The following is a 26,050-nucleotide window of genomic DNA, read 5'->3' on the forward strand; positions in this document are numbered from 1 at the left end:
GCTGTTTTAAGCATAGCAAAAAGAGGTCAAAATGCTATCAGCCCGCGCACGGCACGTGGTGCGAACCCCCCAGAAAAATCATGTGCGCTTGGGGTTCGCACCAAACTCCCGCAGTCACTGTGACTTTACTCGAGAATAATTCTAACCAACACATGTGACAAATAAGATCCTTCAACATGGTCCACATTGATTGTACTTTTTACTCCATCTATGATCAGAAGCTGCCTGGGCAAGGTTAATCCCTTATAGCCACCCATTAGCCAAATAATAAAATCGTTGTTTTCTTCCATCTCCTGCAAGATTGATTTTCCTTTACACCATTCTGCATATTTGGGAACTTGTCATGCGAGCTTTCTTTTACTTTTCGCCGTCCATTCAATATTATCCAACAGATCTATAAACTTCGCTAACTTCTCGCCGAGAGGACACCATTTCAATTCACACACTCATATAGGGTGCGACTATCAAGACATAGATTTCTTTATAGGATTAGACTTTTCATTCCACGCACCTGCGTAAGGTGCGACAAGTCTTGGAGGAAGGTGTCGCTCCCCTCCTCAATCGTATTTCAATCCTCGCACCTACATGGGTGCGACTTTTAAGCGGGCGATGGGCTATGCCATCCTCGGCGCAAAGCGGATTAGGTGCAATGAAGGCGCTTGTCCAAGCGATCTACAGCGAATTTGATTCCAAAACGATTCACGAAGCCCGGACCACTTAAGAGCAGTCGCCATATGACAGCGATCAGCTTTTGATCGAAACGCACGGTTTATCTGCTCCGAATTACCTCACAACTCAAATACAGCGATTAACGACCGAAGCCACCCCATAAGGAGTGGCTTCTCTTTAAATTTGCATCAATTGAATTCTTTAAATGCCGCAAAGGGCGCTGTTTATGATTTAATGTTGCATCCTAGTGAACCAACGATAATTAAATTATAAGGAGTGTAGTTTAAAAAGTCAACTTATGTTATTTCGGAAGTTGAAGCTGCTTCTGAAATATGCGAATAAATTGCTTTTGATTTTTTGAAAAACAAGTCAAAAATTTTACGATCTATAGCATCTAATTGCTCATTCGTTAGAAAATAGGAGGTATCTTTCGTCTTCTTCGGTTTAGTTATTCTCAATTTGCTTATTGCTCTAATCTGAGTGGGTATAGCAAATACTTTATTGTCATTGACGGCCGGAATTACGCCTAAATATACATCATCAGTATGTACATCACTGCATGACTGATCCTCACTAAGAGAACCAAGGGGCAACACTACTGCAGTAGGACTGGATCTTTTGTTATCATCTAGTACCACAGCCCAATGCGGCCCCCCATGTTCGGATCCCGCATTAAAGCCAAAGTGTATATGAACAACTTCTCCTCTTTTGTATCTTTTCAACCTTTTTGGATCAAAATCAAACTCCCACTCCAGGTATTTGTTCTGCTGATCTAACCAACGAATAAAAATGCTTCCCCTTTTTTCTTCCATTTCTTCAATGGTATTCTGCAATCGCTTTAAATTCATCTCCATTATTTTCATTAGATTTTCATTATCTTTTACCTTTCTCACCAAGTTAGCCCCTCCATCCTTTTATTGACTCCCGATTTTTTGTATTAACAGATCTATAAACTCCCCCCAACTTCTCGCCGAGAAGGCACCATTTCAATCCACGCACCTATGTAAGGTGCGACGAAGCGTGGCTGGAATTACACCCATAAGGCGCTATTTCAATCCACGCACCTATGTAAGGTGCGACCGCTATGCGTGCTCTTGGCAACAAGATAAAGCAGTATATTTCAATCCACGCACTCACAAGGAGTGCGACACTTGGTTCCCCATTCCACCGCCACCTCCTTCCCAATTTCAATCCACGCACTCACAAGGAGTGCGACTATATACGAACTAGAAGAGGACATTGAATTCATCATTTCAATCCACGCACTCACAAGGAGTGCGACCATCCTAACGTCCGGGGCGTTTAATTGAGCGTCATATATTTCAATCCACGCACTCACAAGGAGTGCGACCATCCTAACGTCCGGGGCGTTTAATTGAGCGTCATATATTTCAATCCACGCACTCACAAGGAGTGCGACCATCCGCGCAATTAAAAGCGCAAGCGAACGCTAAGTATTTCAATCCACGCACTCACAAGGAGTGCGACGTCGAGCAACGCGGACAAATTTACGTAATTGAGATTTCAATCCACGCACTCACAAGGAGTGCGACCCGCGAAGTCGAACGGTTTCTCGCCAGCCTTAGCATTTCAATCCACGCACTCACAAGGAGTGCGACTAAGGACGGTGTTTGATGCTGTTGGCTTTGATGTATTTCAATCCACGCACTCACAAGGAGTGCGACTTTAGTTTTTCAATGCGAAAACTTGGTCTAAACTTCATTTCAATCCACGCACTCACAAGGAGTGCGACCCGTTGCGGATAACCTATCGCCGCAGACCGTAAAATTTCAATCCACGCACTCACAAGGAGTGCGACGGCTGAATGGACGTCTATTAATCTACCAGAGGAGGATTTCAATCCACGCACTCACAAGGAGTGCGACCGTTATCGCGCAGGAATTGCGCTAGGAGATCCGGATTTCAATCCACGCACTCACAAGGAGTGCGACAGCGGCACTTGGGAAGCCTTGAGCCACAAGGCCTCACATGGCCGGAAGTGCGAACCTGTTTTGTGAGTGCGAAATGTTACGGTTATTTTCAACTAGAAACTCGAACGAACCCTTTAATGACGCGGAGTGCGAACGTCCCGGGGATTTTATGTGCGCTTGGGGTTCGCACCGCTAACCTCTAGAAGATGAGCGGGTCCTCTAAATCAATCGACGGCTTTGCGCCAATATGCTCGACTTTAGTTTTGTAGTTATTGCCTAACCGATAAAATCGAAGGCTGTCTTTTTCATGATCAATGAGTTCGGATAACTCCAGTTTCAGAGCGGTGAACTGGGATGCATCGACATTACATTCAAACACGGAATTCTGCACCCGTTGTCCGTAGTTCTGACATGCCTTAGCCACTCTACGAAGCCTAGCAGATCCACCTACGCCTGAGGTTTGAACATCGTATGTGATGAGTACAAGCATCCCAATTCACCTACTTCCATAAAAATGGGGGATATTCATCTAAATCACCACGCAAGAAACGTGCCAATAATAAAGCTTGAGCGTAAGGAACCAGCCCCCAGGCGATTTTTTCATCCAGGAAAGGATGGGTAATCTTCTCTTGCTTCTTAGTTTGCCATGCTTGCAAAAACTTTTTGCGAGCCTCGTCCGTCATCAGCACAGCCCCGTTTTCCTTTGTCACAAAATCAGTCGCTGTCACTTCTTTCCGATTAATCAGCGAAAGCACAAAGCGATCAGCATAAATTCCTCGCAGCTCTTCCATCAGATCCAAGGCTAGGGAAGCTCGACCAGGACGGTCCTGGTGCAAAAAGCCGACATAAGCGTCGAGCCCCACGGTCTCCAAAGCCGCAGCCGTATCTCTAGCCAAGAGAGTGTAAGCGAACGACAGCATGGCATTTACGTTGTCCTTTGGGGGCCTTCTGGATCTCCCGTGAAAAAAGAAGCTCTCCTTCTGCTGCAAAATCATCTGATCAAACACCTGGTTATAGAGAACCGCGGCGTGGCCTTCCCACCCCCGCAAACTTTCCAGGCTATTACTGTTGCGGACTTCCAGCAAAATACCCGAAAGCTGGCCTGAAATCGACTTGAATTGTTCAACATCAATGCGCAGCGGATAATCTCGTGTCATCCGTTCTAAGATCCACTTGTGGTTATAGATCTTCCCTGTAATGAAGTTTCGTGCTATTTTCGCTGCATCCTCTTCATGATCCGAAATCCGGTACTGTGTTTTTCTTAAAATGACATTTCCTCGGCTTTCTCCAATGACTCTTGCCAGGAATCTTCCCCTTTGGGTCAAGAAGGTGATGGAAATATTCCGATCCGCACAATACCCCATTAATGCAGGACTCGCCCCCGTGTATCCAAAGCTCACGATCGCTTCCAGATTGTGGAGCGGTAAGCGACCGATCTTTTCATCGCCTTTAAGTAACAACACATTATCACCATCAAGCGCTAAGTACGTATCCGGCTGAGTAACGTATAACGTATTTAACAGCTTCTTCAATCACTCAGCCTCCCTTCGATGTAGCTTTGGACCGAGCGTTTGTGCATCAAATGGGGCACACAGATATGCTGCAAAGAGCAATTTTTGCAAAAGGGTCCCGTCTTTACCTTCGGCGTATGGCGTTTATCGTAATAATGATGCATTTCCGCGGCCATTTGTCTTACTTGTTCTCGCAGCATGTCATGAATCGGCACTTCAACACGATGCTTGATTTCGTTATAAAATATATCCCCTTTGTCCACACTGCATAGCATCATCTCTTCCAGACACATCGCTTGGGCTGCAAGCTGGATGATGTCTTCATCACCTTTCTTCGGCTTCCCCCGCTTGTACTCAACCGGATAGACCTTATAGGTGCCTTCCGCTCCCGACACTTCAACCCCCTCAGGATCCTGGACAAATTCGACAACATCACAGATTCCGCTTAACTGCAGTTCCTTGGACTGAATCGGCATCGCGCGAACGATTAACTTATCTCCTCGCTTTTCCCGGATAAACGGCTGATCCGCCTTGTGATGTAAATGCTGACCTTCGATAGTTCTGGCATTTTCATCCCATTGCTGTTCAATATGAATCAGGGCCCACTGACGTTTACAAAATTGGAAATGCTGGAGCCCTGACAACATCAAATAGCGATCCTCATCATTAACGACCATTCAAAACCTCGACATTCAAGCCATCGAGTTCCTCAAGTTCAATTGTGTAATCCTCAAAACGTTTAGGTTCGGGCGTTGTAGAATAGACTTTCAAAGACCGGTGTACTTTGGCCGAAGAATATTGCCCCAGCTTGGAGGAATGATTCCACCAATATACCTTATGGACTTCCATACTGCCGTCCGGACGAGCAGAAGAGCTGTCATTTTCAAACAGTGTAATCAGCGCCTGTTTAATCTTCTCTGCATCTTCTTCGGTAAAACCTGTCTTCTCCGCAAGTTGCGTATTAATGCTTCCCTTGAACAGGTATAGGCCAAAATCCACGCGATGCTTCATCCCCATCGTATCGGAGCTGCGTTTGTCCCCTGTTACGGAGTTCACGCTTTTGGTAATCTGGGTACTGACAATGTCGATCGGATCAATACTTGTGGCCGTATGAACGGAGACAGGACCACGGACGCCTACTGACAGCTCGGAACCTTTAAAGGCGAAAACTTGTCCAAAACTACGTACATCGATCCACTCCTGGCAAGCCAGCTTAGCAAATTCATCCGCAGATGCATTTTTGCTTTTCAGCATCTTTGCCAGCTCCGGATGGGCATCCGCACGTTCACGCAAACTTTTGAAATCATCCACTTTTCTGTCATCCGACTGAACAAAAATCTTTTCTCCCATATCCAACAAGCGATTGCGAATTTTACGTTTAATAGCCACATCCGAGATTTCCCCATGGCCGTCGTAATTTTGACGTGGGCGGTTACCGTTCAGCGGGTCCCCGTTGGGATTGGCTTTCGTCACGGACAAAATAACAGCAAAATCGATTTTATGACCAAGCGTGCTCATTCGTTTGTATCCTCCTCTTTTTTCTTATAAAGTTCACGGCGTTGACTATAGAACCCAAGTAAATATTGCTCGGTTAAAGGAGTATTATTGAAATCCCCATCCTCAAATTGATCGGCGATTTCATCAATCAACTTAGATAAATAGGTCGCTTTCGTTCCCAGCTTGGCTTGATAAGGCTGAAGGCTGGCCTGTATTGTCTTCCAGGTTCGTCCCGGATTCTGGGCGTACGAGTTCATATAACGAATCGCATTAGTAGACCTTGTCTCATCTTTGCCTAGTGCTCCCCGTTCAAGCACATCCGCCACAGCCAACAAGCGGCCAAACAGATAACTCCGATCCCTGGATTCGGTGTTAAGCGGCACGTTCCATTCCTCCCCTTTTTCCAACAGCATTTTTCGAATCAATGCGCATGAAATGCTTAACGTCTTCTCCCATTCCCACCGTTCCATTGATACAGGGTTGGAAGCCCGGTGGAAGGCGCTTCTGACTATATCACGAGGGACTGCACGTCGGTCGACAATGCAAGGAATTATCCGTTCCATTGTCCCTTTGATGATCTTCTCACTTGCTCTGGGGCCGTAAGCAGCAAAAGCAATATCCTTCGTTGCCGGTGCTCCATAAAAAGTGATAAACTGTTCGTCTTCCTTGCGGTACCGATGCTCCCAGGCGCAAGAGTTATGCCACTCTTCCAGACGATTCAAATACAATTCCTTATTCAGATGACGATAGTAAAGTACCGCCATCCGACCGGTCGTTGCGGAGTCCAGAATGAGAATGTTCACCTCTGATTGATACGTCAGATCATTCCGAAATCCGTCTATCGCCCGTTTTACTTGTTCAGCATAAGGCTTGTCCGTATCCGGTTCTCTTTCGATTTCGCGGCCAGAATGACGCATCATATCTACAATATCCTCATCGGTATTCGGTACGGGGGCATTATCGTTACCCCACACTAGAAAAACACGTTCATCAACCGTTTTCCCTTGACGGTGAATCAACCACTTCAGGGCATTGTGCGCTTTCTGTGACACCTCATAACTGATGGATACGGCTTCCTTGCTTGTTTTGAAGCGCCCTCTAAAAGTGAAACCCGAATTGTCATTCGCAGATATTAACTTAGCTTTATCCGCTGCATGACGAATTTTGTTCGCATGCCGTTCCGTACTCGGACGCATTTCGCCTGTAACGAAACAAACATCCGTTTCTCCCAGCTTCTGATTATAAAAAGCAATAAATGAATCAAACATCGCCTGGTCTTTCCATACTTCCTCAGGGGAATCAGGAGTGAGGACATTAAATCTGATAAAAGCACTGGAGGTCTCCGCCGCCCCGCTTGAGAAAATGGGCGGCTTGTCCCCGAACTTTGCCGTATATTTCTCATCCCATTTCTCGATCAGATGCTGGTTCTCATCAAGCTTGATGATTTTAGCGGCGACCAAGTCCTCAATTAACCGTCCCTTACGCAAATACGTGTAAATATATTTCAATTTCTCTGTAGCGTAGGGCGAATTAGCCCATTCCTCTAGATTGCGGATGTATTTATCAAAAGGAACTTCATCTGGATTTTTGATTTGTCCGCCATACTTCACGAAGTCGCCAGCGACATAACTAAGCTTGTCGTGTAACGGGTAGGGAGCGACCTTGGAGCCTGATCGACTGGCGGATTCCTCTGTACAGGGAATTAAGGTACTCTCCTTATCCAATACTCTGGCCTCGAGAAAGTCCCCGTCTTCATCGATCGTAACTTCAATATGTGCATTCTGGGTTGTATGTGACACCGGCAGCAGCGTGTATTCTCGGTCGCGTTTCTTCACCGTTTTCCCGACCTGATCCAGATTTGCCTCATACGTTTCATACAGGTGAAGCAACCAACTCATCTCATTCACCTCCTAAAGTACGGAGCAGTTGTTCCGCAGGCTCAATAGTATCCGAATGGAACGATTTGGGCTCCATTTCTCTGACTGTACGGACAATGGAGCATTCCTCTGGCTTTGGAAACCGGATGTACCCTTGATTCATCTCAACATTCCAAAGCCTAACCGAAAGCTCATTCTTCCCTGTCTCATCGGGATAATTGAACCCGTGAACCATCGTTCCTAAATAATGCGTTCTTCCATCCGTATCGTAGTAACCTGTTCCACTGCCAAATTCGCAAGGCTGCACATACCCCTGACACTCTCGAGTACCCAGGAAAATATCTCTCCGCCCCCCCGCTTTCAACGATCGTTGAAGGATGCTGTAATGCTTTCCTTCATTACGGTCGAAGGCGAGATCCGGCCGGTGTTCGTTAAAGACAAAGTGGGCCTTTACTTGGTAATGTACATCCTTCAGATACGTATAATTTGCCAGCGTGTTCCCGCCCCCATAGTCAATCGGGCGCACTCCCTTGGATTCCATTTGGATCGGCTTCATGACACGCAGTTCGTCGATGATATACATGATTGTCGGCTTCCAGTAGACAGACTCGAGAATTCCCTTAATCGCTTGATAGGTAGGAACACTATAGGACAGCTTCTCACCGCCTATTTTGGTTAGAGGGTCGGTAAATAAAGCGTAGTCGCCGAAAACTTCAAACTGGACTTCGTTCCTCATGGTTTGAATCACCTCCTTTACAGGAGCAGCCTGATAAGATTTTTATTTCTCTCAGGCTGCAGATTTTATCATCTTGTATTTCAGCAGAGGAATGATCTCACCAAGCCACAAAGTCCATTCCTCCCTCCCCCTTCAAGTCCACACCGTACTCATCGCTGTACCAGTTCTCTTTCAGTTCATAAATCATGCCGTCCAGGTGCTCGACAATAGCGTTGTCCCGTTTTAACTGTTCCATCTCTTGCGAGTACAGGTTCACCGTAAACTGCTGGGCTTGCTTCAAAAATCGGGTCACATCATCAAGCCAAGCCCCGCTATTTAATTGAGCAATCAGTTCCTTGCCTCCTCCATACGGCACGAGAACGGAAGTTGTTTTTTGATCAATAACCCGGAAGTATTCTGCTGCCGTTTTGTAGCTGCCATTTAAAATTAATGGAAAGCTTGTCCCCTGTTTCTTGCGGTAGTGCGTCACATAATCATTTTCCGGGGAGAGCGACATCAGGAGCTTGGTCATCTCTTTATCTAATTCCTTAACGTAATAGTTTAAATTAGCCTCCATCCGATTGTAGTAATAGCGAAAATACTCGCTCATCGCCTTGGGCAAAAGCAAGTTTCCTTCATACTGATCTGCTTTCTTCTTAAATCTGGCTAGTAGGCGGCCGGACACTTCTTTTCCGACTTTAATCTCCTGCAGCCTCGAAACGGCTTCCTCCGCATGGTCGATGATATATACATTCTGCGATTCATCTTCTCCATGTCGGTTGCATCGTCCAGCTGCCTGGGCAATCGAGTCCAGCCCCGCCAGAGAACGAATCACACATTTAAAGCTGACATCAACCCCGGCTTCTATCAGTTGTGTAGTGATACATATGATAGGAACTTGCTGGTCCAGCATACTTCGGATTTCCTTGAGCTGATCCTTTCGATGTGCCGCGCACATGGACGTGCTAAGGTGATAGACAGGCATAGGGCTATCCTTTAACTTTTCGTATAAATCCTTTACTACCTTTTTGGTATTCAAAATGATCAGTGTACTGCCCCATGTGTTAATTTCCGACTTCACCCAATCGGCTAACGTCTCATTCGTCATAGGCTCTTCCGTTCGGTCAATCAGCTCGACCCGCTTAAATGCCTTCACAACTTCAGTTAAGTTCGACACCATCTCCCCATCCCGATCCTTCAAGAGGCTATGCTTCACATTCTCCAGTGTAGGTTGAGTCGCCGTGCAAAGAAGAATGCTGCAATGGGCATCTTGTTTCAAGAAATTCAACGCCTCATTGAACAAGGAGATGCAATGAATAGGGACCTTCTGGACTTCATCAAAAACAATCACCGAACGACTCAAATTATGCAAACGACGAGTATTGCGGTTGCCCTTGGCATAAAAGACATTGAGAAATTGGACAAGGGTCGTAAAAATGATCGGGCTATCCCAGTTATCACGAGCAAGCCGGAGTTTCTCTTTGTCCGTAATCAGCCCGTCATCGGCTTCATCGCCATCCTCCATATCTTTCTGTCCTTCCTCGATAATATTGGAGTGGTGTTCCAAAATATGTTCGTTGTCCTGCAGAATTTTTCTGACCTCATTCGCGTTCTGTTCTATGATTGTGGTAAATGGTACGACATAAATGATCCGCTGTTTCTCGTACTTACAGGAATGACGAAGAGCATATCGCAGACTGGCCAGTGTCTTGCCTCCACCCGTAGGGATGGATAACGTGTAAATGCCAGACGGACGTTCAGCAGCAAATTCGTCGCACTGCTCCGACATTTGGGCTCTCAGTGCGTTGATAGGGTCGCTTGCATTACTTTTTTCTTTGAGATGAGTTAAATGATCCATTAAGCGACGATAGTAAATTTCAAACAACGGAAGATTCTGAGCGGACTCCACTACCTCAGCCTGTTCTTCAAAGCAACGTGTGTCGGTCCGATCCGCATCAATTAAGCAACTGAAAACATACTTTGTAACAAAAAAGCTTTGTTCAGGCGTACGGTTCCAAAATTGTTTCAGTTCATTTACGGCAACTTGAATGTAATGACTGAGCTCTTCTCTGGACATCGTGTCCTGAAAAAAACGTTCAACAGCCAAATCGTATTCAGGAAGATTCGTATCTTGAACTCGTCTTAAGTAGTCCGACTTGATTTCAGGTGAGAGATAATCTTGGAGGTTGGAATGATGAGAGATGATAGCATTGCCGACGATTTCAGCTAATAGCTTCTCTAGGTAGGTACTTTCCTTATGATGGAGCAACGAGAACAGGAGTCTGCCTCCCGCTGTAGAGTGATCAACCTCACCGCGCTTTGGTTGAGGTAATTCAGGGTGAAAAGCAACGACGTCTATATATTTCTGGAACTGATCGCTATATTTCCCAAGATCATGAAGCAGCCCGGCTAGCCCGGCGACGTGCTTCAGACCCAACTTTGCTCCGAATTGTTCCGCTAGTCGTTGCACTCCAAGCAAATGTGCTTTTAGCGGTTGAATTTCTTTATCATGATCTCGTACATGAGCAATATACACAAGCACATCTCCTCGCACATGATCATAGCAATACAATCTAGTTCTATTTTACCGCATTATTTGTCATATTTCACCAGTATTCGGGTAAAAAGTACTATGATTACAAAAAAGGAGGAGTTGAATGGATAGATAGTGGAGAAATAAGAATGAAGCTGTTCGCCTTGGAGAGGAATGTTCGTATTCCATGAAGGAAAAGTTAGTGGGAACTTAGTGACTGATCTCTGGTATCTCCTTTTATTTTCCGGTATAGGGACGACTTAAGGCCACATGTTTTTCCCGAACATTGAGACAACCACATAAAATGACCATACTACAGTTTCAACCCACGCACCTGAGTAAGGTGCGACGAGATAAGGTTATTCAGATTCGTAATGACTATAAATTTTAATCCCCGCACCTACATGAGGTGCGACTTTATTTTCTCTATATGCTCGGCGTTGTCTTGGTATTTCAATCCACGCACCTCCATGAGGTGCGACGCCAGATACACTGTTTAACTGCTGGGATCACGGCTATTTCAATCCACGCACCTACATGAGGTGCGACCAACTCGGTCGAGCGGCATTTTCGCGCAAACCCAAATTTCAATCCACGCACCTACATGAGGTGCGACTACAAACCCGTCAAAGCCGTTCAGGTCACAGAAGCATTTCAATCCACGCACCTACATGAGGTGCGACGCAACGTGGAGGTCATAGCGCGCCGATCCCATATGATTTCAATCCACGCACCTACATGAGGTGCGACGGTAAAAATTTTCATGCTACAGCTTTGGGGTTGATTTCAATCCACGCACCTACATGAGGTGCGACCAGACCGGGACCTGAGTATATTGCAGGAACTGTATATTTCAATCCACGCACCTACATGAGGTGCGACTCGTATTGTGATAAGGTATCTATCCGGGATATCGCCATTTCAATCCACGCACCTACATGAGGTGCGACCAATCCCCCGGAACCAAGGCATATAAGGGTCTAAATTTCAATCCACGCACCTACATGAGGTGCGACGATGGACATCACATCACGTTCCGATCGCAGGGCGATTTCAATCCACGCACCTACATGAGGTGCGACATGACCTATCAAACCAATTTATACTATCCGCACTATTTCAATCCACGCACCTACATGAGGTGCGACGATAGCCTCGCGTAATTGCTCCGTATTGTTAAAAAAATTTCAATCCACGCACCTACATGAGGTGCGACTGATACCACTTGTGATACCGATTCATGCGAAAATGGAATTTCAATCCACGCACCTACATGAGGTGCGACATCAAACAGCTCATCAATCGTGACATTATCGCTATTTCAATCCACGCACCTACATGAGGTGCGACTTCATCAACAACAAAGTATTTTGTGCGCGTCTTATTTCAATCCACGCACCTACATGAGGTGCGACGCGTAATTGGCGTAATTAAGCCCCATCGGAAGCACATTTCAATCCACGCACCTACATGAGGTGCGACTCGTGCGCCCCCAATCCTTGACGTCGTATAGCGATTTCAATCCACGCACCTACATGAGGTGCGACTTCGCGCTAAGGCAATCGGACCGCCACCTTCGCGCAATTTCAATCCACGCACCTACATGAGGTGCGACGCATAATGGACGTTCAGCTTTTCGGGGATTGGGCATTTCAATCCACGCACCTACATGAGGTGCGACTGTTGTTCGATGATAATTGCCTTGATGTCTTCTTTATTTCAATCCACGCACCTACATGAGGTGCGACACGGTGTAGTTTCAACGCTTACCACTTCCTTTCATATTTCAATCCACGCACCTACATGAGGTGCGACGATGATGAGCAAGTGGAATGGGCTCAAGTAATTGAAATTTCAATCCACGCACCTACATGAGGTGCGACCTTACCACCTTCCTGCACTTTTTGTGTCGACTAGGCAGATTTCAATCCACGCACCTACATGAGGTGCGACTGAGATTCGCCAGGAGCTCTCAAAGACTAGCGTCAAATTTCAATCCACGCACCTACATGAGGTGCGACCCGGCTCACAGCCGTATAATTGAGGTCGCCCAAGATTTCAATCCACGCACCTACATGAGGTGCGACCGGCCGGGCTACGTTATCGACGCGACGAGATACATTTCAATCCACGCACCTACATGAGGTGCGACCGGAGATACGGCGGAGATGGCGCGGCTCAACGCTCGATTTCAATCCACGCACCTACATGAGGTGCGACGTGGCTCGCGTAATTGAGCCCCATCGGCAACACATTTCAATCCACGCACCTACATGAGGTGCGACGATCAGCAGTTTGCTCAGGAACAATTCGCTTACCAATTTCAATCCACGCACCTACATGAGGTGCGACCAGCAGCAAAAGCGCATTTCCATGCGACCGTGTTATATTTCAATCCACGCACCTACATGAGGTGCGACGGAATTTATGAATTTACACTAACTGATTGGGAAGATTTCAATCCACGCACCTACATGAGGTGCGACATGGGACGCATTTTATACGGCGCGGAAAGATTTATTTCAATCCACGCACCTACATGAGGTGCGACGGTACAAGCCGGCTGCGGGACAATTGGAGTTCAGTCTATATTTCAATCCACGCACCTACATGAGGTGCGACCCATAAAACGGATTGGACTCCCCTGTCCGAAGTATTTCAATCCACGCACCTACATGAGGTGCGACGCGGAAGAGTGGCGCGATTTCGAAGCGACGGAAATTTCAATCCACGCACCTACATGAGGTGCGACTCAATCCCTAGGATGTAGTCTGTTGATACTTTATGATTTCAATCCACGCACCTACATGAGGTGCGACAGCTGGTGAGGTGAGAGGTACACACGTAAGCCTGGTTATTTCAATCCACGCACCTACATGAGGTGCGACAGCACCCGAAATGAGCCCAGGCCCAGCAAGGCCCCAGAGGCTCAAAAGTGCGAACCTTGTAAAATGGCTGTTTCAAGCATAGCAAAAAAGAGGTCAAAATGCTATCAGCCCGCACGGGGCGCGTGGTGCGAACCCCCCAGGAAAATCATGTTCGCTTGGGGTTCGCACCAAACTCCCGCAGTCACTGTGACTTTACTCGAAAATCATCCCAAAAGACTAATCCCTTAAAGCCACCCAGTAGCAAAATAAAAGAATTTTATAATGACACACCAATAAGCAGCTTCCATCAGGTGCTCACATCTTGTGGGAAGCCCCTACTATATGTGAATTATAGCATGACCCCCTGTCAGATAGGGCTGTTTGTTTTGCTCCTGCTATGACTTTATTGGTTTGCAAGATTGGACGGTTCTGTATAATATAAAGTAATTAATAAAAGACATTTATTAAAGTTGGTGAACCTGCTCGCTATGAAGACTCCACGTGCTAACAGCATTGAAGTTAAGAAGATCAATCGCAAAACGATCTACCAGTTCTTATACCGACACGATCCGATATCTATCCAGGAAATCGCTCATACCTTACAGCTCTCGCTGCCAACAGTGACGCAGAACCTGAAGGAACTCCAAGAGCGGGACCTCGTCATCGAAACCGGTCTATTTGAATCGACGGGCGGTCGAAAAGCCAAGGCCATCTCCTATAACCCCCTGGCCAAATATGCACTGGGACTAGACGTGACGCGCAATCATATTGGCATCGTTTTGATCGACTTGGGTGGTAACGTGATTCACCATGAACGCCGTAAGTATCCGTTCATAAACCAACGTGCTTATTTCGAAGGAATTGGCCAGCACGTGGAGCGATTTCTGGATGAATCCGGAGCCGACCGGGAGAAGCTGCTTGGCGTTGGCATTGCATTGCCGGCGATTTTATCTCATGGGAATGAGACGGTTCAATACGCCTCTGTCATCGACTTTCAAGGGGGCAGCGTCCGCAGCTTTGAGGAGTTCATTCCTTATCCTTGTGTGTTGATTAACGATGCCAATGCCGCAGGGATGGCCGAATTCTGGAATGAGGAAGGCATCGAGGACGTTGTTTATTTGTCCCTTAACAACAGTGTCGGCGGTTCCGTCATTATTGGCCACAGCACTTATCCTGGACAAAATCAGCGAAGCAGCGAATTCGGGCACATGACGATCGTGCCGGACGGGCGAACCTGTTACTGCGGACAACGCGGCTGTGTAGACGCCTATTGTTCTGCGAAGATTTTGTCGGACAGTACAAATGGGAGCATGGCGGAGTTTTTCCGTTTACTCCGCGAGAAAGCCCCTGTGCAACAAGCGCTTTGGGAAGAGTATCTCTCTTATTTAGCGATTACGATAAATAATCTAAGAATGCTGTACGACTGCAACGTCATTGTCGGAGGCTATGTAGGAGCCTATATGGACGAGCACCTCGACCAGCTTCAGGAGCTTCTGGCCCGCAGGAATACGTTTGAGCCGGATGGAACTTATTTGCAATGCTGCAAATATAAACTGGAAGCCACGGCTGTAGGCGCCGCCCTGCAGTTGGTGAAGCAATTCATCGAAGAGATTTAATGCGACCTTCGCGGGCCACAGCACAATGAAAAGGCGGACGCTCCCCTAGTGAATTAGGAAAGCGTCCGCTTTTCATTCGTATAAAAAGCTATAATTTTATCAATGCCTTCACGACCTCGTTCTTGTTCTCGATGACGAAGTCAAACGCCTGCTTACTGTCTTCAAATGCAAACTCGTGGGTAATCATCGGCTTCACATCAATCCGCCCTTCCGCCATCGCTCCAATGGCTGGAGGGAACAAGTTGCGGTAACGGAACACCGATTCAATCCGGGCTTCCTTCAACAGGATTTGCATGAAGTCATACTCGACGATATCCTTAGGCGGGAATCCTACAATCACGATGGATCCCCCCCGTTTGACGAGGTAAGGAGTCTGCTTCAATGTGATCTCGCTTCCTGCCGTTTCGATCACAACATCTACGCCCTGTCCTTCCGTGCATGCCGCGACGACAGCAACGACGTCCTCCTGTTTGGCTTGGACGACCCGGGTAGCGCCCAACTTCTTCGCAAATTCCAGCCGGTTCTCGATCACATCAACCACAATCGTCTCCGAGGCTCCATAGGCTTGACAGGCCAGCAGCGACATAAAACCGATAGCCCCGGCACCCAAGATCACGACGCGGTCGCCTAGCTTTACATGCCCTTGGCTGGCAGCGTGTAATCCTACGGCTAGCGGTTCCACAAGTGCACCTTCACGTGTGCTGACCCCATCGGGAAGCTTGAAAGCCATATCCGCTGGATAAGCGATATAGTCGGTCAGACACCCGTCAATCGGCGGAGTGGCCAGAAAGCGCACATCCGGACACAAGTTGTATCTGCCGGTTTTGCAGAATTCGCATTTCCCGCAAGTGAGCCCTGGCTCCAGGGCAACTCGGTCGCCCACCTTCAAATGCCGGACTTCCGATCCGACCGCAGTGATGGTCCCCGCACATTCATGGCCGAGGATGAAATCCCCCTCAACCACGAAGCTGCCGATCCGTCCGCTTTCATAATAGTGAACATCGGAGCCGCAAATCCCTACGTATTCCAGTTTAACAAGCACCTCATGATCTTGCGGTACCGGGATATCTCTCGTCCGAAGCTCCATATCTCGTAGTCCCGTCATATAAGCAACTCGATTCAGCATGGTTCTCTCCTCCTAGTGAGTGTAAGTTATAGGGTACATCATTGAATTGCGCCGGCCTTCTTCAGCAACTCAATGTACTCGTCGACATTCTCTTTGTTAATGAGCGGATTGCCGATATCCGTATCGATTTGCTTCTCTTCACCGGTGAGTAGCTTATGGCTCGTATCCAGGAGCTTCTCTGCGAGTTCAAAGGCATTTTGCAGCGTTGTGGAAGTCATTTTCCCTTCTTTGATCAGAAGCACTGCCTCAGCCGTCCCATCCACACCGTAAACCAGCATATCTTTGTATTTCGGGTTATCCTTCACAACTTCAATGGCTCCGGCAGCCATATTGTCATTCATTGAGATGACGGCATCAATTTTGTCGTTAGCTTGCACCCAGTCTTCCATGTACCGCATGGCCTCATCCTTGTTCCAGTTCGCGATCTGCTCACCGACAATCTGCACATCAGGGCGTTTATCGAAGAACTCTGCCTGCCAGCTCTTGCGACGCTCATCGGCATGGAAATTGCCGGACGGACCTTGAAGGACCACGACTTTCGCGTTCTGCGGCACCTGTTCCACAGCAACCCGGGCATTCACGGCCGCTTGCTCATAAGGCTGAGCGTCTACAGATGAAGCCCCTTCGATCCCCGATATCCGGGCATTTGTCGTAATCGCAAATATCCCGGCCTGCACGACCTTCTCGACATAAGGGCGCTGGGCCTCACCATTGTTGGGCTGAACGGTCACCAGGTCGTATTTGTTCGTGATCGCATTTTCGATTAACGAATTCTCTTTCTCGTCATTCGCTTCGCCGTCGAATACATCCAGCTTGATATCTTCATATTTCTCAGCCTCATCCTTAACCGCATTAGCCAGCCACGCTGCGAACGAATCGGATTGCGCCCGGGCAATATAGGCAACCTTATAAGTTTTACCGGATGTCTCGCCGCTGGAGGAAGCGTTAGATGGAGCTGCCCCATTGTTCGAGCTGCAGGCAGCCAAGATCAGAGCAAATAAGCAGACCATTCCCGTGGAAAATCTAATTTTTCTCACTTTGCATCCATCCTTTATCTTATATTTGATTTCCTTGGTACCATTAAACGGAAGTGTTTTTGGATTGCTTCTGCCGAATCGTCTGGCGGTTATCCTCCACACGGCCAAGCAGACTTCTTGTTTTCCGTTTCTTCGTTTGAATATCGTAAATAACCGCCAGGGCAATGATTGCGCCACGAATAATTTGCTGCATGTAGGAATTTACACCGCTGAGGTTCATGATGTTGTCCAGGAACCCTACAATAAAGGCCCCCACCAAGGTTCCGCCGGCTGTACCAACGCCTCCCGAGAAGCTGGTCCCCCCGATAATAGCGGCGGTTAGAGCGGTGAATTCATAGTTGACTGCACCATTGGGCAATCCTGCATTCACCCGCGCCATGAACAGCACCCCGGCAATTCCGACGAAAATACCATTGATGATAAATGCGGTGTATTTAATCTTGTGTACGTTAATTCCGGAGGCAACCGCCGCCTCCTCATTACCTCCCACGGCGTACACGGATCGCCCAAATCGAGTATGGCTGAGCAAATACCAGGTCAGCACGCCAATTGCGGCTAGAAATAACACCGGAATCGGGATTCCCAGCAGCTTCCCTTGCCCAAGGACGACGAAGTCTCCCAGCTGGAGAATATTTTGACCTTTCGTATAGTGAAGGGCGACGCCCCGAGCCATGGCCATCATCGCCAAAGTTGCGATAAACGGCGGCGCCTTGAACGTACTGATCATCACTGCGTTGATTACGTTACATATAACGCCGGTCAATATGCCAACCAACACGGCCAGGAGCATCGAACCGGTCGACTTATAGGCAGATACAGCGAAAACCCCGGATAATGCCAGTACAGAGCCCGCGGACAGGTCCAACATACCGCAGATGATCAGGATCGTGGCACCAAATGCAAGTATGGTCGTCACCGCCAACTGAGTCGATACGTTCGTTAAGTTCGTAACGGAGAGAAAGTTGGGATTCGCGAACGTACAGATCAGAAACAGCACGAGCAGCACCAGGTAGATACTGTATTTCCGCTTGATTAATTGCCAGATATGAAGAGTGGCATCCATCTATTTCACCTCGCTGGTCATCATTCCAGTTGCATATCTCATAATGGTCTCCTGGGAAAAATCCTCGCGGCCGAGCTCCCCCGTCACCTGACCCTGCGCCATCACGTAAATGCGGTCACACATCCCGATCAATTCCGGCAGTTCGGAGGAAATCATAAGAATCGCTTTCCCCTGTTCGGCCAGTTCGCCGATCAGCTTGTAAATTTCATATTTCGCCCCGACATCGATCCCCCGGGTTGGTTCGTCCAAGATCAGAATATCCGGTTGGAGCAGCATCCACCTGCTAAGCAGTACCTTCTGTTGATTCCCGCCGCTGAGTGACGCAATGGGCGTTTCCAAAGAGGGGGTTTTCACTCTCATCTTGTCGAACATCCCCTTGACCAGCTCCTGCTCCCTCTTCGGACAGTGCCGTAACCCGTAGAACACCTGCCCCAATACGGACAACGTCGTATTCTCCCGTACGGAACGAACCGGAATAATTCCGTAGCGCCGTCGATCCTCCGACAGCATGACCATCCCTTTCTCTAAACTGCCTTGTACAGTGGGCTTGGTCACATCCTCATCCTTAATCCGGATCGTCCCGGAGGTTAACGGATCGAGACCAAACAGGGATCGCATCACCTCGGTCCGTCCCGCTCCCATCAGCCCCGCGAAACCAATGATTTCGCCTCTCCGTGCATAGAAGCTGACATCGCGAAATACCCCGTTGCGAGATAGTCCATCGACTCGGAGAATTTCCTCCCCGATCGCCGCCTTCACCTTCGGGTACGTATCCTTCAACTGACGTCCGACCATCAAGCTGATCACGGTCTCAATATCCAGCTCCTCCTTGGGTCTGCTGTCCACGACAGTCCCGTCACGGAACACGGTGATTTCATCGGCAATCTGAAAAATCTCGTCCAGCTTATGCGAGATGTAAATGATGCTGACGCCTCTGGCTTTGAGCTCACGAATCTTCGCAAACAGCCGGTCGACCTCCTTCTGCGTGATGGCCGATGTTGGTTCGTCCATAATGATGAGCTCCGCCTGGTTTGATACCGCTTTCATAATTTCCAGCATCTGAATGTCCGAAACCGTCAAGTCCTTAAGCAACGTCTTCGGGTCATAGGGCAGCTGTTCTGCTTGCAGCAGTTGAAGGGTTTGACGGGTCACTTCTTTCCAGTTGACCTTCCCTAAGCGATTGACCGGCAGCCTACCCAGGAAAAGATTTTCCTCCACGGACATCTCCGCCACATAATTCAACTCCTGGAAGATCATCGATATCCCTAGTTGGCGCGCCTGCAGCGGACTGCCAATTTTCACAAGCTTCCCATCCAGATAAATCTCACCCGCATCCGGCTGATACACACCGTTGATGATCTTCATTAACGTGGATTTCCCCGCTCCATTCTCGCCGCAAAGAACATGCACCGTCCCCTTCTTGACGGAAAAATCGATCTTATTCAGCGCTTTGACCCCGGGAAATGACTTTTCAATTTGAGATACCCTAAGCTTGATGGGTTCTCCCATACTCTCCCTCCCCGCTTCTTCATTTTTGCGGTTTCTCCAAGTTCGCTATCCTTCGTTCTTTTGAACTTCATTTTAAATAATACTTTTTTAAATGATTTTAATAAAAGTATATTTATTATCTATTCGTTGTCAATACATCAAAATTGTGTTTTTAAGAAAAAAACCATCAGGAAGATTATCCTGACGGTTCATTTTAGGGATATATTTCAACCACTTCAAATATCTAACTATAATTCTCACTTCGAAATATCCAAAAAACCTTCCCCAAACACATCCCGCACATCGTGGATCGTCAGAAAGGCGGAGGGGTCGATAGAGCGGACGATCTTTTTCAAGGTGGATACCTCTTGCTTGCTGATCACGATATAAAGGACCTCCTTCGGGTTCTTCGTATAGTAACCATGACCTGAGAGGACGGTAACGCCTCGCTCCATTTCGGTGACGACCATTTCGGCGATGTCGTCCTGCTTCTCGGAAATGATAGTGACGGCTTTCTTGGGATTGAGTCCTTCGATCATGAAGTCCATCACCTTCGTGCCTACATATAGGATCACGATTGTCAGCATCAGCTTCTCCGCGCCAATGATGAAATAGGAAGACAACGCCACGATCAGATCGAAAAACAGCAGCGCATAGCTGATATTCCAATCGAGATATTTATTGGCGATCCGCGCCAGAATGACAGTTCCCGCCGTCGTCCCGCCGACCCGTACGATCAGGCCAATGCCTACCCCTACGATCACGCCGGCGAACACCGCATTGATGGTGGGCTCGTGCGAATCGATCCGCCAGTTTTCCGTCAAATGCAGGAACAACGAGTTAAATGCCACCGCAATCACCGTATAAATCGTCGTCCGCCGATCCAGGAACCTGTATCCCACAATCAGCAGCAACCCGTTGATCACGATATTGACCAGCGACGGCGACCACTGAAACAGGTAGTACAAAATGATCGTGACCCCCGTAACGCCCCCCTCACCAAAGTCGTTCGGAATAATAAACAAGTTGACGGCGAGCGCAAACAAAAAGGCCCCTACAATTAAGACCGCAATATCCGCGGCATACTTCCTCATCTTCATTCCAACTTCAAACCTCTCTCCACCATGTTTCTGCTTTCACAACCAGAACATCGTAGCGATTCGGATTTTGAAAGTCAAGATGACTTTAACAAGTTAGATCGTTAATACAGGGCTGGATTTACGCGTTAGGATGGTTAAGAGCAGTCAAACCCATGAGTGCCTAAATAGGGGCCATTTTCTAACCTCTGTGCTGAAGAAGACAGAACTCTTAAACGCACCTTCACCTTCTAAAATAACCAAGGAAAGTTCTTTAATTTCGAGAAAGCCGAAGCTCACAGCAGAATGGTATGATTTGTGGCAAGAAAGGAGGAGCCTTCTAATAAGAAAAAATGAAAGCGCTTAACAAAACTATTCCATGTCTAAGGGGAGTGAGTCCATGAATCAAACGATGAAGCGCGCCTTCATGCTGCTGATCGCCGCGATGTTGCTGCTGCCTGCAGGATGGCCAGTCAACGTAACGAAGGCTGGAACCGCAGCTTCGGACGACACGGTGACGGTGTATCATGAGGACTTCGCGAGTGGAATTGGCCAAGCGGTTCAATCGGGGGGCGCGACCCTAACGTATGTCAGCGGCAAAGTGTTTACTGGGAATGAGGACGGAGGCGCCCTGTATATCAGCAATCGGGTCAACAACTGGGACGCTGCTGATTTTCGGTTTAGCGACATTGGCCTCACGAACGGTAAGACCTATACGGCACACGTGACGATTTACGTAGACGCTGACGTTAGTTTGCCAGCCGACGCGAAAGCCGCGCTCCAAACCGTAGACAGTTATGGCAACTATGCCGAGACAGATTATGTCGCAGGGCAAGCGGTGACGTTGACGAAGGAATTCACCGTAGATACGAGCGCGGATCGAGCGCTGCGCATTAACTCCAACGCCGCAGGCGCTGCGGTTCCTTATTACATTGGAGATATTCGCATCACAGAAGCAGACAGCTCCGGCGGCGGCGAACAACCGCCTCGAGACCCGGCCCTTCCTTTCACCACGATCACCTTTGAAGACCAGACCACCGGAGGCTTCACAGGCCGGGCGGGTACAGAAACGTTGACGGTAACGAACGAAGCGAATCATACACCGGGCGGTGCCTATGCGCTGAAGGTGGAAGGCCGCACCAACACCTGGCACGGGCCATCGCTGCGTGTTGAGAAGTACGTCGACCAAGGTGCAGAATACAAAATCTCAGCCTGGGTGAAGCTGATTGAGCCTGCCAGCTCGCAAATCCAGCTGTCCACGCAAATCGGTGATGGCAGCAGCGCCAATTACGTCCAACTCTCCTCCAAAACGATCAACACCGGGGACGATTGGGTTCAATTTGAAGGCACCTACCGTTATAACAGCGTAGGCGGCGAGTTTTTAACGATCTATGTGGAGAGTTCGAACAATGCCACCGCTTCTTTTTACATTGACGACATCCGTTTCGAGCCCACTGGATCCGGCCCGATCGAAATTCAGAAGGATCTCGTCCCGATCAAAACAGCATACCAAGACGACTTCTTGATCGGCAGCGCCATCTCGGCGGAGGATCTGGAAGGCGTACGTCTGGAGCTGCTTAACATGCACCACAATGTTGCTACCGCCGGTAATGCGATGAAGCCCGATGGCCTGCAGCCAACAAAAGGCAATTTCACCTTTACCGCAGCGGATGCCTTGGTGGATCAAGTTCTTGCCGAAGGCATGCAGATGCATGGCCACGTCTTAGTATGGCATCAGCAGTCACCAGCCTGGATGAACACAACAACGGATGCGCAAGGTAACACGGTGCCTTTAAGCCGGGCAGAAGCCTTGGCTAACCTGCGCACCCATATTCAAACCGTTATGGAGCATTTCGGCGACCGCGTGATTTCTTGGGACGTCGTGAATGAAGCGATGAACGATAACCCGGGGAACCCTAGCGATTGGCAAGCTTCCTTGCGGGAAACCCCATGGAAAACCGCGATCGGCGCAGATTACGTCGAGCAGGCCTTCCTCGCCGCCAGAGAAGTGCTCGACCAGCATCCGGAATGGAATATCAAGCTGTATTACAACGATTACAACGAAGATAACCAGAACAAAGCCCAGGCCATCTACCACATGGTCAAAGCGCTGAACGACAAATATGCACTAACCCATCCCGGCAAACTCCTCATCGATGGCATCGGCATGCAAGGTCACTATAATGTCAACACGAATCCGGAGAATGTGCGGCTCTCCTTGGAGCGCTTCATCTCCTTGGGCGTAGAAATCAGCATCACCGAGCTGGACATCCAAGCCGGCAGCAACTATGAGCTGTCGGAGAAGCTGGCTAATGCGCAGGGGTATTTGTACGCGCAGTTGATGCAGCTGTTCAAAGCCCATGCGGATCATATTGCACGCGTGACCTTCTGGGGATTGGATGACGGCACAAGCTGGCGCTCCTCGACCAACCCGTTGCTGTTCGACAAGAACCTGCAAGCCAAACCAGCCTATTACGGCGTAATTGACCCCGCCAAATTTATCGAAGAGCACCAGCCGGACGTGTCGGAGGCGAATCAATCCACCGCCCTCTATGGCACACCTGCCGTAGACGGAGCCGTCGACGCGATTTGGAATCAAGCGCCGGCGATGCCGATCGAGCGGTACCAGACCGCTTGGCAAGGCGCAACCGGTACGGCCAAAGCGCTCTGGGACGACCACAACCTGTACGTCCTGATCCAGGTCAATGACGCGCAGTTGGATAAGAACAACCCCAACCCTTGGGAGCAGGACTCTGTCGAGGTGTTCCTGGACGAAAACAACGCCAAGACCTCGTTCTATCAAAGCGATGATGGACAATACCGCGTGAACTACGCCAATGAGACCAGCTTTAATCCGGAGTCCATCGCCGAAGGCTTCGTATCGGCAGTCCGGGTCAACGGGACAAACTATACGGTCGAAATGAAGATCCCGCTCAAAACTATCACCCCGGCGAACGATGTCAAAATCGGCTTTGACGCGCAGATCAACGATGCCAAAGACGGCGCGCGCCAAAGTGTAGCTGCCTGGAACGACACCACCGGCAACGGGTATCAGGACCCTTCCGTCTTCGGCGTGCTGACGCTGACAGGCAAAGGCCCTGTCGATACAACACCGCCGGTCTTGGAGCTGACCGTCAGCCCATCCGTCCTCTCCACGCCTAATCACAAGCTGGTTCCGATCAAGGTTACCTGGAAAGCCAGCGACGAAGGATCCGGCATTGATACGATCAAGCTGGTATCCATCACCAGCAACGAGAGCGATAACGGGGTGGGCGATGGCAACACGGCCAACGACATTCAAGGCGCAGACTATGGGACGGCGGATCAAGAGTTCTTGCTTCGAGCCGAACGTTCGGGCAATGGAAACGGAAGAATCTACACCATCACCTACGAAGCAACCGACAAGGCGGGCAATAAGACGACGGCTCAAGCCACAGTCAAAGTCCCGAAAGGGAAAAAATAATACCAAAAACGGCGGTGCAGGGATTCCAACTCCTTGCACCGCCGTTTTTTCAGACTCACTGTTGCTTCGAGGCACTCCAGGCATCCAGCTGCTTCTGGATCTCGGCCCGAACCTCGTCCAGCCCCGCCTGCTTCAGCTCCTCATTAAACTTCGGCAGCTCCGTGTCGACGTCTACGCTGCCGGTCATGAGGCTGGGATAATATTTTTGCCATACCATCTTAATGTTCTGGATCTGGATCGGCATCATCGATAAATCTGGCGTAAACCCAAACGTGCTGGACTTCACGGCCCGGGCGTTCGAGGCGCGGAACTCCTCCCATTTGTTTAACGGCTCTGGATCGTCTCCGCCTCGCGTCTTCAGAATGAACCAGTTGCCTTGGGTATAGGTCACGCCCGTGTACCCCGGCAATGCGTCCGGGATCGGGTTACCGTCGGCATCCTTCCTTGGGATCAGCACGACTTGGCCGTTCTTGTCTATCGTGTAATGCACGCCTTCGATCCCATAGTTGAACAGGTTCCGCACCTCAGGATCGGTATTCAGCAGATTCAGGAACTTGATACATTCGACCGGATACTTCGTATCGGCGCTCACTGCCATAACGCCTCCCCGCACATCCTCGGTCGTGACCACCTCGGTCGTCACGGGATGCGCCACCACTTTATAGCCGCGATCCTTACTCCAGCTATGATCGGACAAGGGTCCGCCGCTCGACGCCTTCCAGAACACCTTTTTGCCCCGCTCCAGCTCCTGGCTTTCCCGCAAAGCCGCATCCTCATTAATGTAGCCGGCCTGATAATAATGCCGCAGCGTATCCATCACCTGCCGGGCTTCCGCCGTTTCGAAGATGTTCACAACCTGAGGGGCCGGCTCTAGTGACCGCACCATCAGCGGGAGCTCCTTATCAATAACATACTCATAACCATGTAAAGCGAAGAAGTTATGGGAGTCTTTATCCAGCTCCATTGGCAGATACTCAGGTTCCTTCTGCTGGATCATCTGCAGCAACGGCTCCAGGGATTCCAACGTGTTGTACTTCGTAATATCGAGGTTATACTTGCTCACCAGCTCTTCCGGATACATCCATTGTTGGCGGACCGCGAGTTCCTTGTTGGTCGGCACCCCGTAGATCCCCCCGTCGTCCATGCGCACCCCTTCCCAAAAGATCGGGTCAATCACATCATACATATCCTTGCCCGTATTGGACAGATAGTCATCCAGCCGCAGCCAGGCCCCGCGTTTGACATATGTCGTGAACTCAGGGGCGTATGCGATGTCGAAGGGAGTTCCTGCCGATACCATGGCGTTCAGGCGGTTTTCGTATTCCTGCCATCCGACCTTGTTATAGGTGATCGTGATGCCGATTTTCTTGGCCAACACTTCATTGATTTTGGCATTCACCAACTCCAGATCCGGATCCGGCTCTCCAATCGTATAGTAGACCAGATTGACCATGTCCCCATGGGGCGCCGTAGCCCCTTTATCCGAAAATAGGGAACAACCCACGGCCAACAAGGCCAACAATCCGGCGACCACCGCGCATAGGGTCAGGTGTCTGAACCAAGAGGGCTGCTGCATAACAT

General features: G+C 49.0%; 16 protein-coding genes and 2 CRISPR repeat arrays. Of the genes, 2 read left to right on the plus strand and 14 right to left on the minus strand.

All coding sequences use genetic code 11. The annotated features are described in order from the left end of the window. Window positions 1-965 precede the first annotated feature (965 nt). The 8 genes from RW092_RS13590 to cas3 form a co-directional block, all read right to left on the minus strand. On the minus strand, window positions 966-1,562 hold the full coding sequence (locus RW092_RS13590; RefSeq protein ID WP_316010456.1) for a type II toxin-antitoxin system PemK/MazF family toxin: 597 nt from the start codon (window positions 1,560-1,562) through the stop codon (window positions 966-968). A 224-nt stretch (window positions 1,563-1,786) separates the two neighbouring features. Continuing rightward, a CRISPR array of direct repeats spans window positions 1,787-2,621; the repeat unit is 32 nt; unit sequence ATTTCAATCCACGCACTCACAAGGAGTGCGAC. Window positions 2,622-2,799: 178 nt separating this feature from the next. After that, window positions 2,800-3,090 carry a CRISPR-associated endonuclease Cas2 gene (cas2, locus tag RW092_RS13595; protein ID WP_316010457.1) on the minus strand — a complete coding sequence of 97 codons (291 nt, stop codon included), beginning with the start codon at window positions 3,088-3,090 and terminating at the stop codon, window positions 2,800-2,802. A 10-nt stretch (window positions 3,091-3,100) separates the two neighbouring features. Then, window positions 3,101-4,132 (minus strand): type I-C CRISPR-associated endonuclease Cas1c, encoded by a 1,032-nt coding sequence (gene cas1c, locus RW092_RS13600; RefSeq protein WP_316010458.1) that lies wholly within the window; start codon window positions 4,130-4,132, stop codon window positions 3,101-3,103. Beyond that, window positions 4,129-4,788, minus strand: coding sequence for a CRISPR-associated protein Cas4 (gene cas4 / locus RW092_RS13605; protein WP_316010459.1), 660 nt, complete (start codon window positions 4,786-4,788; stop codon window positions 4,129-4,131). Before cas4 ends, cas1c begins: the two co-directional genes overlap by 4 nt. Beyond that, a complete protein-coding gene (gene cas7c, locus RW092_RS13610; protein WP_316010460.1) occupies window positions 4,778-5,629 on the minus strand; it encodes a type I-C CRISPR-associated protein Cas7/Csd2 in 852 nt (283 codons plus the stop codon). The genes cas4 and cas7c overlap by 11 nt, the downstream gene beginning before the upstream one ends. Continuing rightward, window positions 5,626-7,506 (minus strand): type I-C CRISPR-associated protein Cas8c/Csd1, encoded by a 1,881-nt coding sequence (gene cas8c, locus RW092_RS13615; protein WP_316010461.1) that lies wholly within the window; start codon window positions 7,504-7,506, stop codon window positions 5,626-5,628. Before cas8c ends, cas7c begins: the two co-directional genes overlap by 4 nt. Before the next feature lies 1 nt (window position 7,507). Continuing rightward, window positions 7,508-8,221, minus strand: coding sequence for a type I-C CRISPR-associated protein Cas5c (cas5c, locus tag RW092_RS13620; RefSeq protein WP_316010462.1), 714 nt, complete (start codon window positions 8,219-8,221; stop codon window positions 7,508-7,510). A gap of 97 nt (window positions 8,222-8,318) precedes the next feature. Next, entirely contained in the window at window positions 8,319-10,736 is a 2,418-nt protein-coding gene (cas3, locus tag RW092_RS13625; protein WP_316010463.1) for a CRISPR-associated helicase Cas3', read from the minus strand. A gap of 315 nt (window positions 10,737-11,051) precedes the next feature. Next, window positions 11,052-13,621: a CRISPR direct-repeat array (repeat unit 32 nt; unit sequence ATTTCAATCCACGCACCTACATGAGGTGCGAC). Window positions 13,622-14,088: 467 nt separating this feature from the next. On the opposite strand from cas3, the gene RW092_RS13630 reads away from it, so the two are divergent. Next, window positions 14,089-15,216 carry an ROK family transcriptional regulator gene (locus RW092_RS13630; protein WP_316010464.1) on the plus strand — a complete coding sequence of 376 codons (1,128 nt, stop codon included), beginning with the start codon at window positions 14,089-14,091 and terminating at the stop codon, window positions 15,214-15,216. Between the two features lie 88 nt (window positions 15,217-15,304). Here the strand turns inward: RW092_RS13630 and RW092_RS13635 are convergent, their stop codons facing one another. The 5 genes from RW092_RS13635 to RW092_RS13655 form a co-directional block, all read right to left on the minus strand. Further along, window positions 15,305-16,342 (minus strand): NAD(P)-dependent alcohol dehydrogenase, encoded by a 1,038-nt coding sequence (locus tag RW092_RS13635; protein ID WP_316010465.1) that lies wholly within the window; start codon window positions 16,340-16,342, stop codon window positions 15,305-15,307. A 38-nt stretch (window positions 16,343-16,380) separates the two neighbouring features. Continuing rightward, a complete protein-coding gene (locus RW092_RS13640) occupies window positions 16,381-17,379 on the minus strand; it encodes a sugar ABC transporter substrate-binding protein (RefSeq protein WP_316010466.1) in 999 nt (332 codons plus the stop codon). A gap of 43 nt (window positions 17,380-17,422) precedes the next feature. Next, window positions 17,423-18,442 (minus strand): ABC transporter permease, encoded by a 1,020-nt coding sequence (locus tag RW092_RS13645; RefSeq protein ID WP_127575568.1) that lies wholly within the window; start codon window positions 18,440-18,442, stop codon window positions 17,423-17,425. Next, window positions 18,443-19,951, minus strand: coding sequence for a sugar ABC transporter ATP-binding protein (locus tag RW092_RS13650; RefSeq protein WP_316010467.1), 1,509 nt, complete (start codon window positions 19,949-19,951; stop codon window positions 18,443-18,445). A 236-nt stretch (window positions 19,952-20,187) separates the two neighbouring features. After that, window positions 20,188-21,024 carry a YitT family protein gene (locus RW092_RS13655; protein ID WP_316010485.1) on the minus strand — a complete coding sequence of 279 codons (837 nt, stop codon included), beginning with the start codon at window positions 21,022-21,024 and terminating at the stop codon, window positions 20,188-20,190. A gap of 382 nt (window positions 21,025-21,406) precedes the next feature. On the opposite strand from RW092_RS13655, the gene RW092_RS13660 reads away from it, so the two are divergent. Next, window positions 21,407-24,469 carry an endo-1,4-beta-xylanase gene (locus RW092_RS13660; protein ID WP_316010468.1) on the plus strand — a complete coding sequence of 1,021 codons (3,063 nt, stop codon included), beginning with the start codon at window positions 21,407-21,409 and terminating at the stop codon, window positions 24,467-24,469. A 55-nt stretch (window positions 24,470-24,524) separates the two neighbouring features. On the opposite strand, the gene RW092_RS13665 is transcribed toward RW092_RS13660, so the two are convergent. Then, the gene (locus RW092_RS13665) at window positions 24,525-26,045 is read right to left on the minus strand and encodes an ABC transporter substrate-binding protein (protein ID WP_316010469.1); all 1,521 of its coding nucleotides are present in this window, start codon (window positions 26,043-26,045) and stop codon (window positions 24,525-24,527) included. Window positions 26,046-26,050 lie beyond the last annotated feature (5 nt).

Source organism: Paenibacillus sp. 3LSP (genome assembly GCF_032465655.1).
Classification (GTDB): domain Bacteria; phylum Bacillota; class Bacilli; order Paenibacillales; family Paenibacillaceae; genus Fontibacillus; species Fontibacillus barengoltzii.

What these genes read in the sequence shown, in the direction of transcription:
- cas2 (WP_316010457.1), bottom strand. Translation starts at nt 3,090, where the DNA reads ATGCTTGTACTCATCACATACGATGTTCAAACCTCAGGCGTAGGTGGA.
- cas4 (WP_316010459.1), bottom strand. Translation starts at nt 4,788, where the DNA reads ATGGTCGTTAATGATGAGGATCGCTATTTGATGTTGTCAGGGCTCCAG.
- cas7c (WP_316010460.1), bottom strand. Translation starts at nt 5,629, where the DNA reads ATGAGCACGCTTGGTCATAAAATCGATTTTGCTGTTATTTTGTCCGTG.
- cas8c (WP_316010461.1), bottom strand. Translation starts at nt 7,506, where the DNA reads ATGAGTTGGTTGCTTCACCTGTATGAAACGTATGAGGCAAATCTGGAT.
- cas5c (WP_316010462.1), bottom strand. Translation starts at nt 8,221, where the DNA reads ATGAGGAACGAAGTCCAGTTTGAAGTTTTCGGCGACTACGCTTTATTT.
- RW092_RS13630 (WP_316010464.1), top strand. Translation starts at nt 14,089, where the DNA reads ATGAAGACTCCACGTGCTAACAGCATTGAAGTTAAGAAGATCAATCGC.
- RW092_RS13635 (WP_316010465.1), bottom strand. Translation starts at nt 16,342, where the DNA reads ATGCTGAATCGAGTTGCTTATATGACGGGACTACGAGATATGGAGCTT.
- RW092_RS13645 (WP_127575568.1), bottom strand. Translation starts at nt 18,442, where the DNA reads ATGGATGCCACTCTTCATATCTGGCAATTAATCAAGCGGAAATACAGT.
- RW092_RS13650 (WP_316010467.1), bottom strand. Translation starts at nt 19,951, where the DNA reads ATGGGAGAACCCATCAAGCTTAGGGTATCTCAAATTGAAAAGTCATTT.
- RW092_RS13655 (WP_316010485.1), bottom strand. Translation starts at nt 21,024, where the DNA reads ATGAGGAAGTATGCCGCGGATATTGCGGTCTTAATTGTAGGGGCCTTT.
- RW092_RS13660 (WP_316010468.1), top strand. Translation starts at nt 21,407, where the DNA reads ATGAATCAAACGATGAAGCGCGCCTTCATGCTGCTGATCGCCGCGATG.
- RW092_RS13665 (WP_316010469.1), bottom strand. Translation starts at nt 26,045, where the DNA reads ATGCAGCAGCCCTCTTGGTTCAGACACCTGACCCTATGCGCGGTGGTC.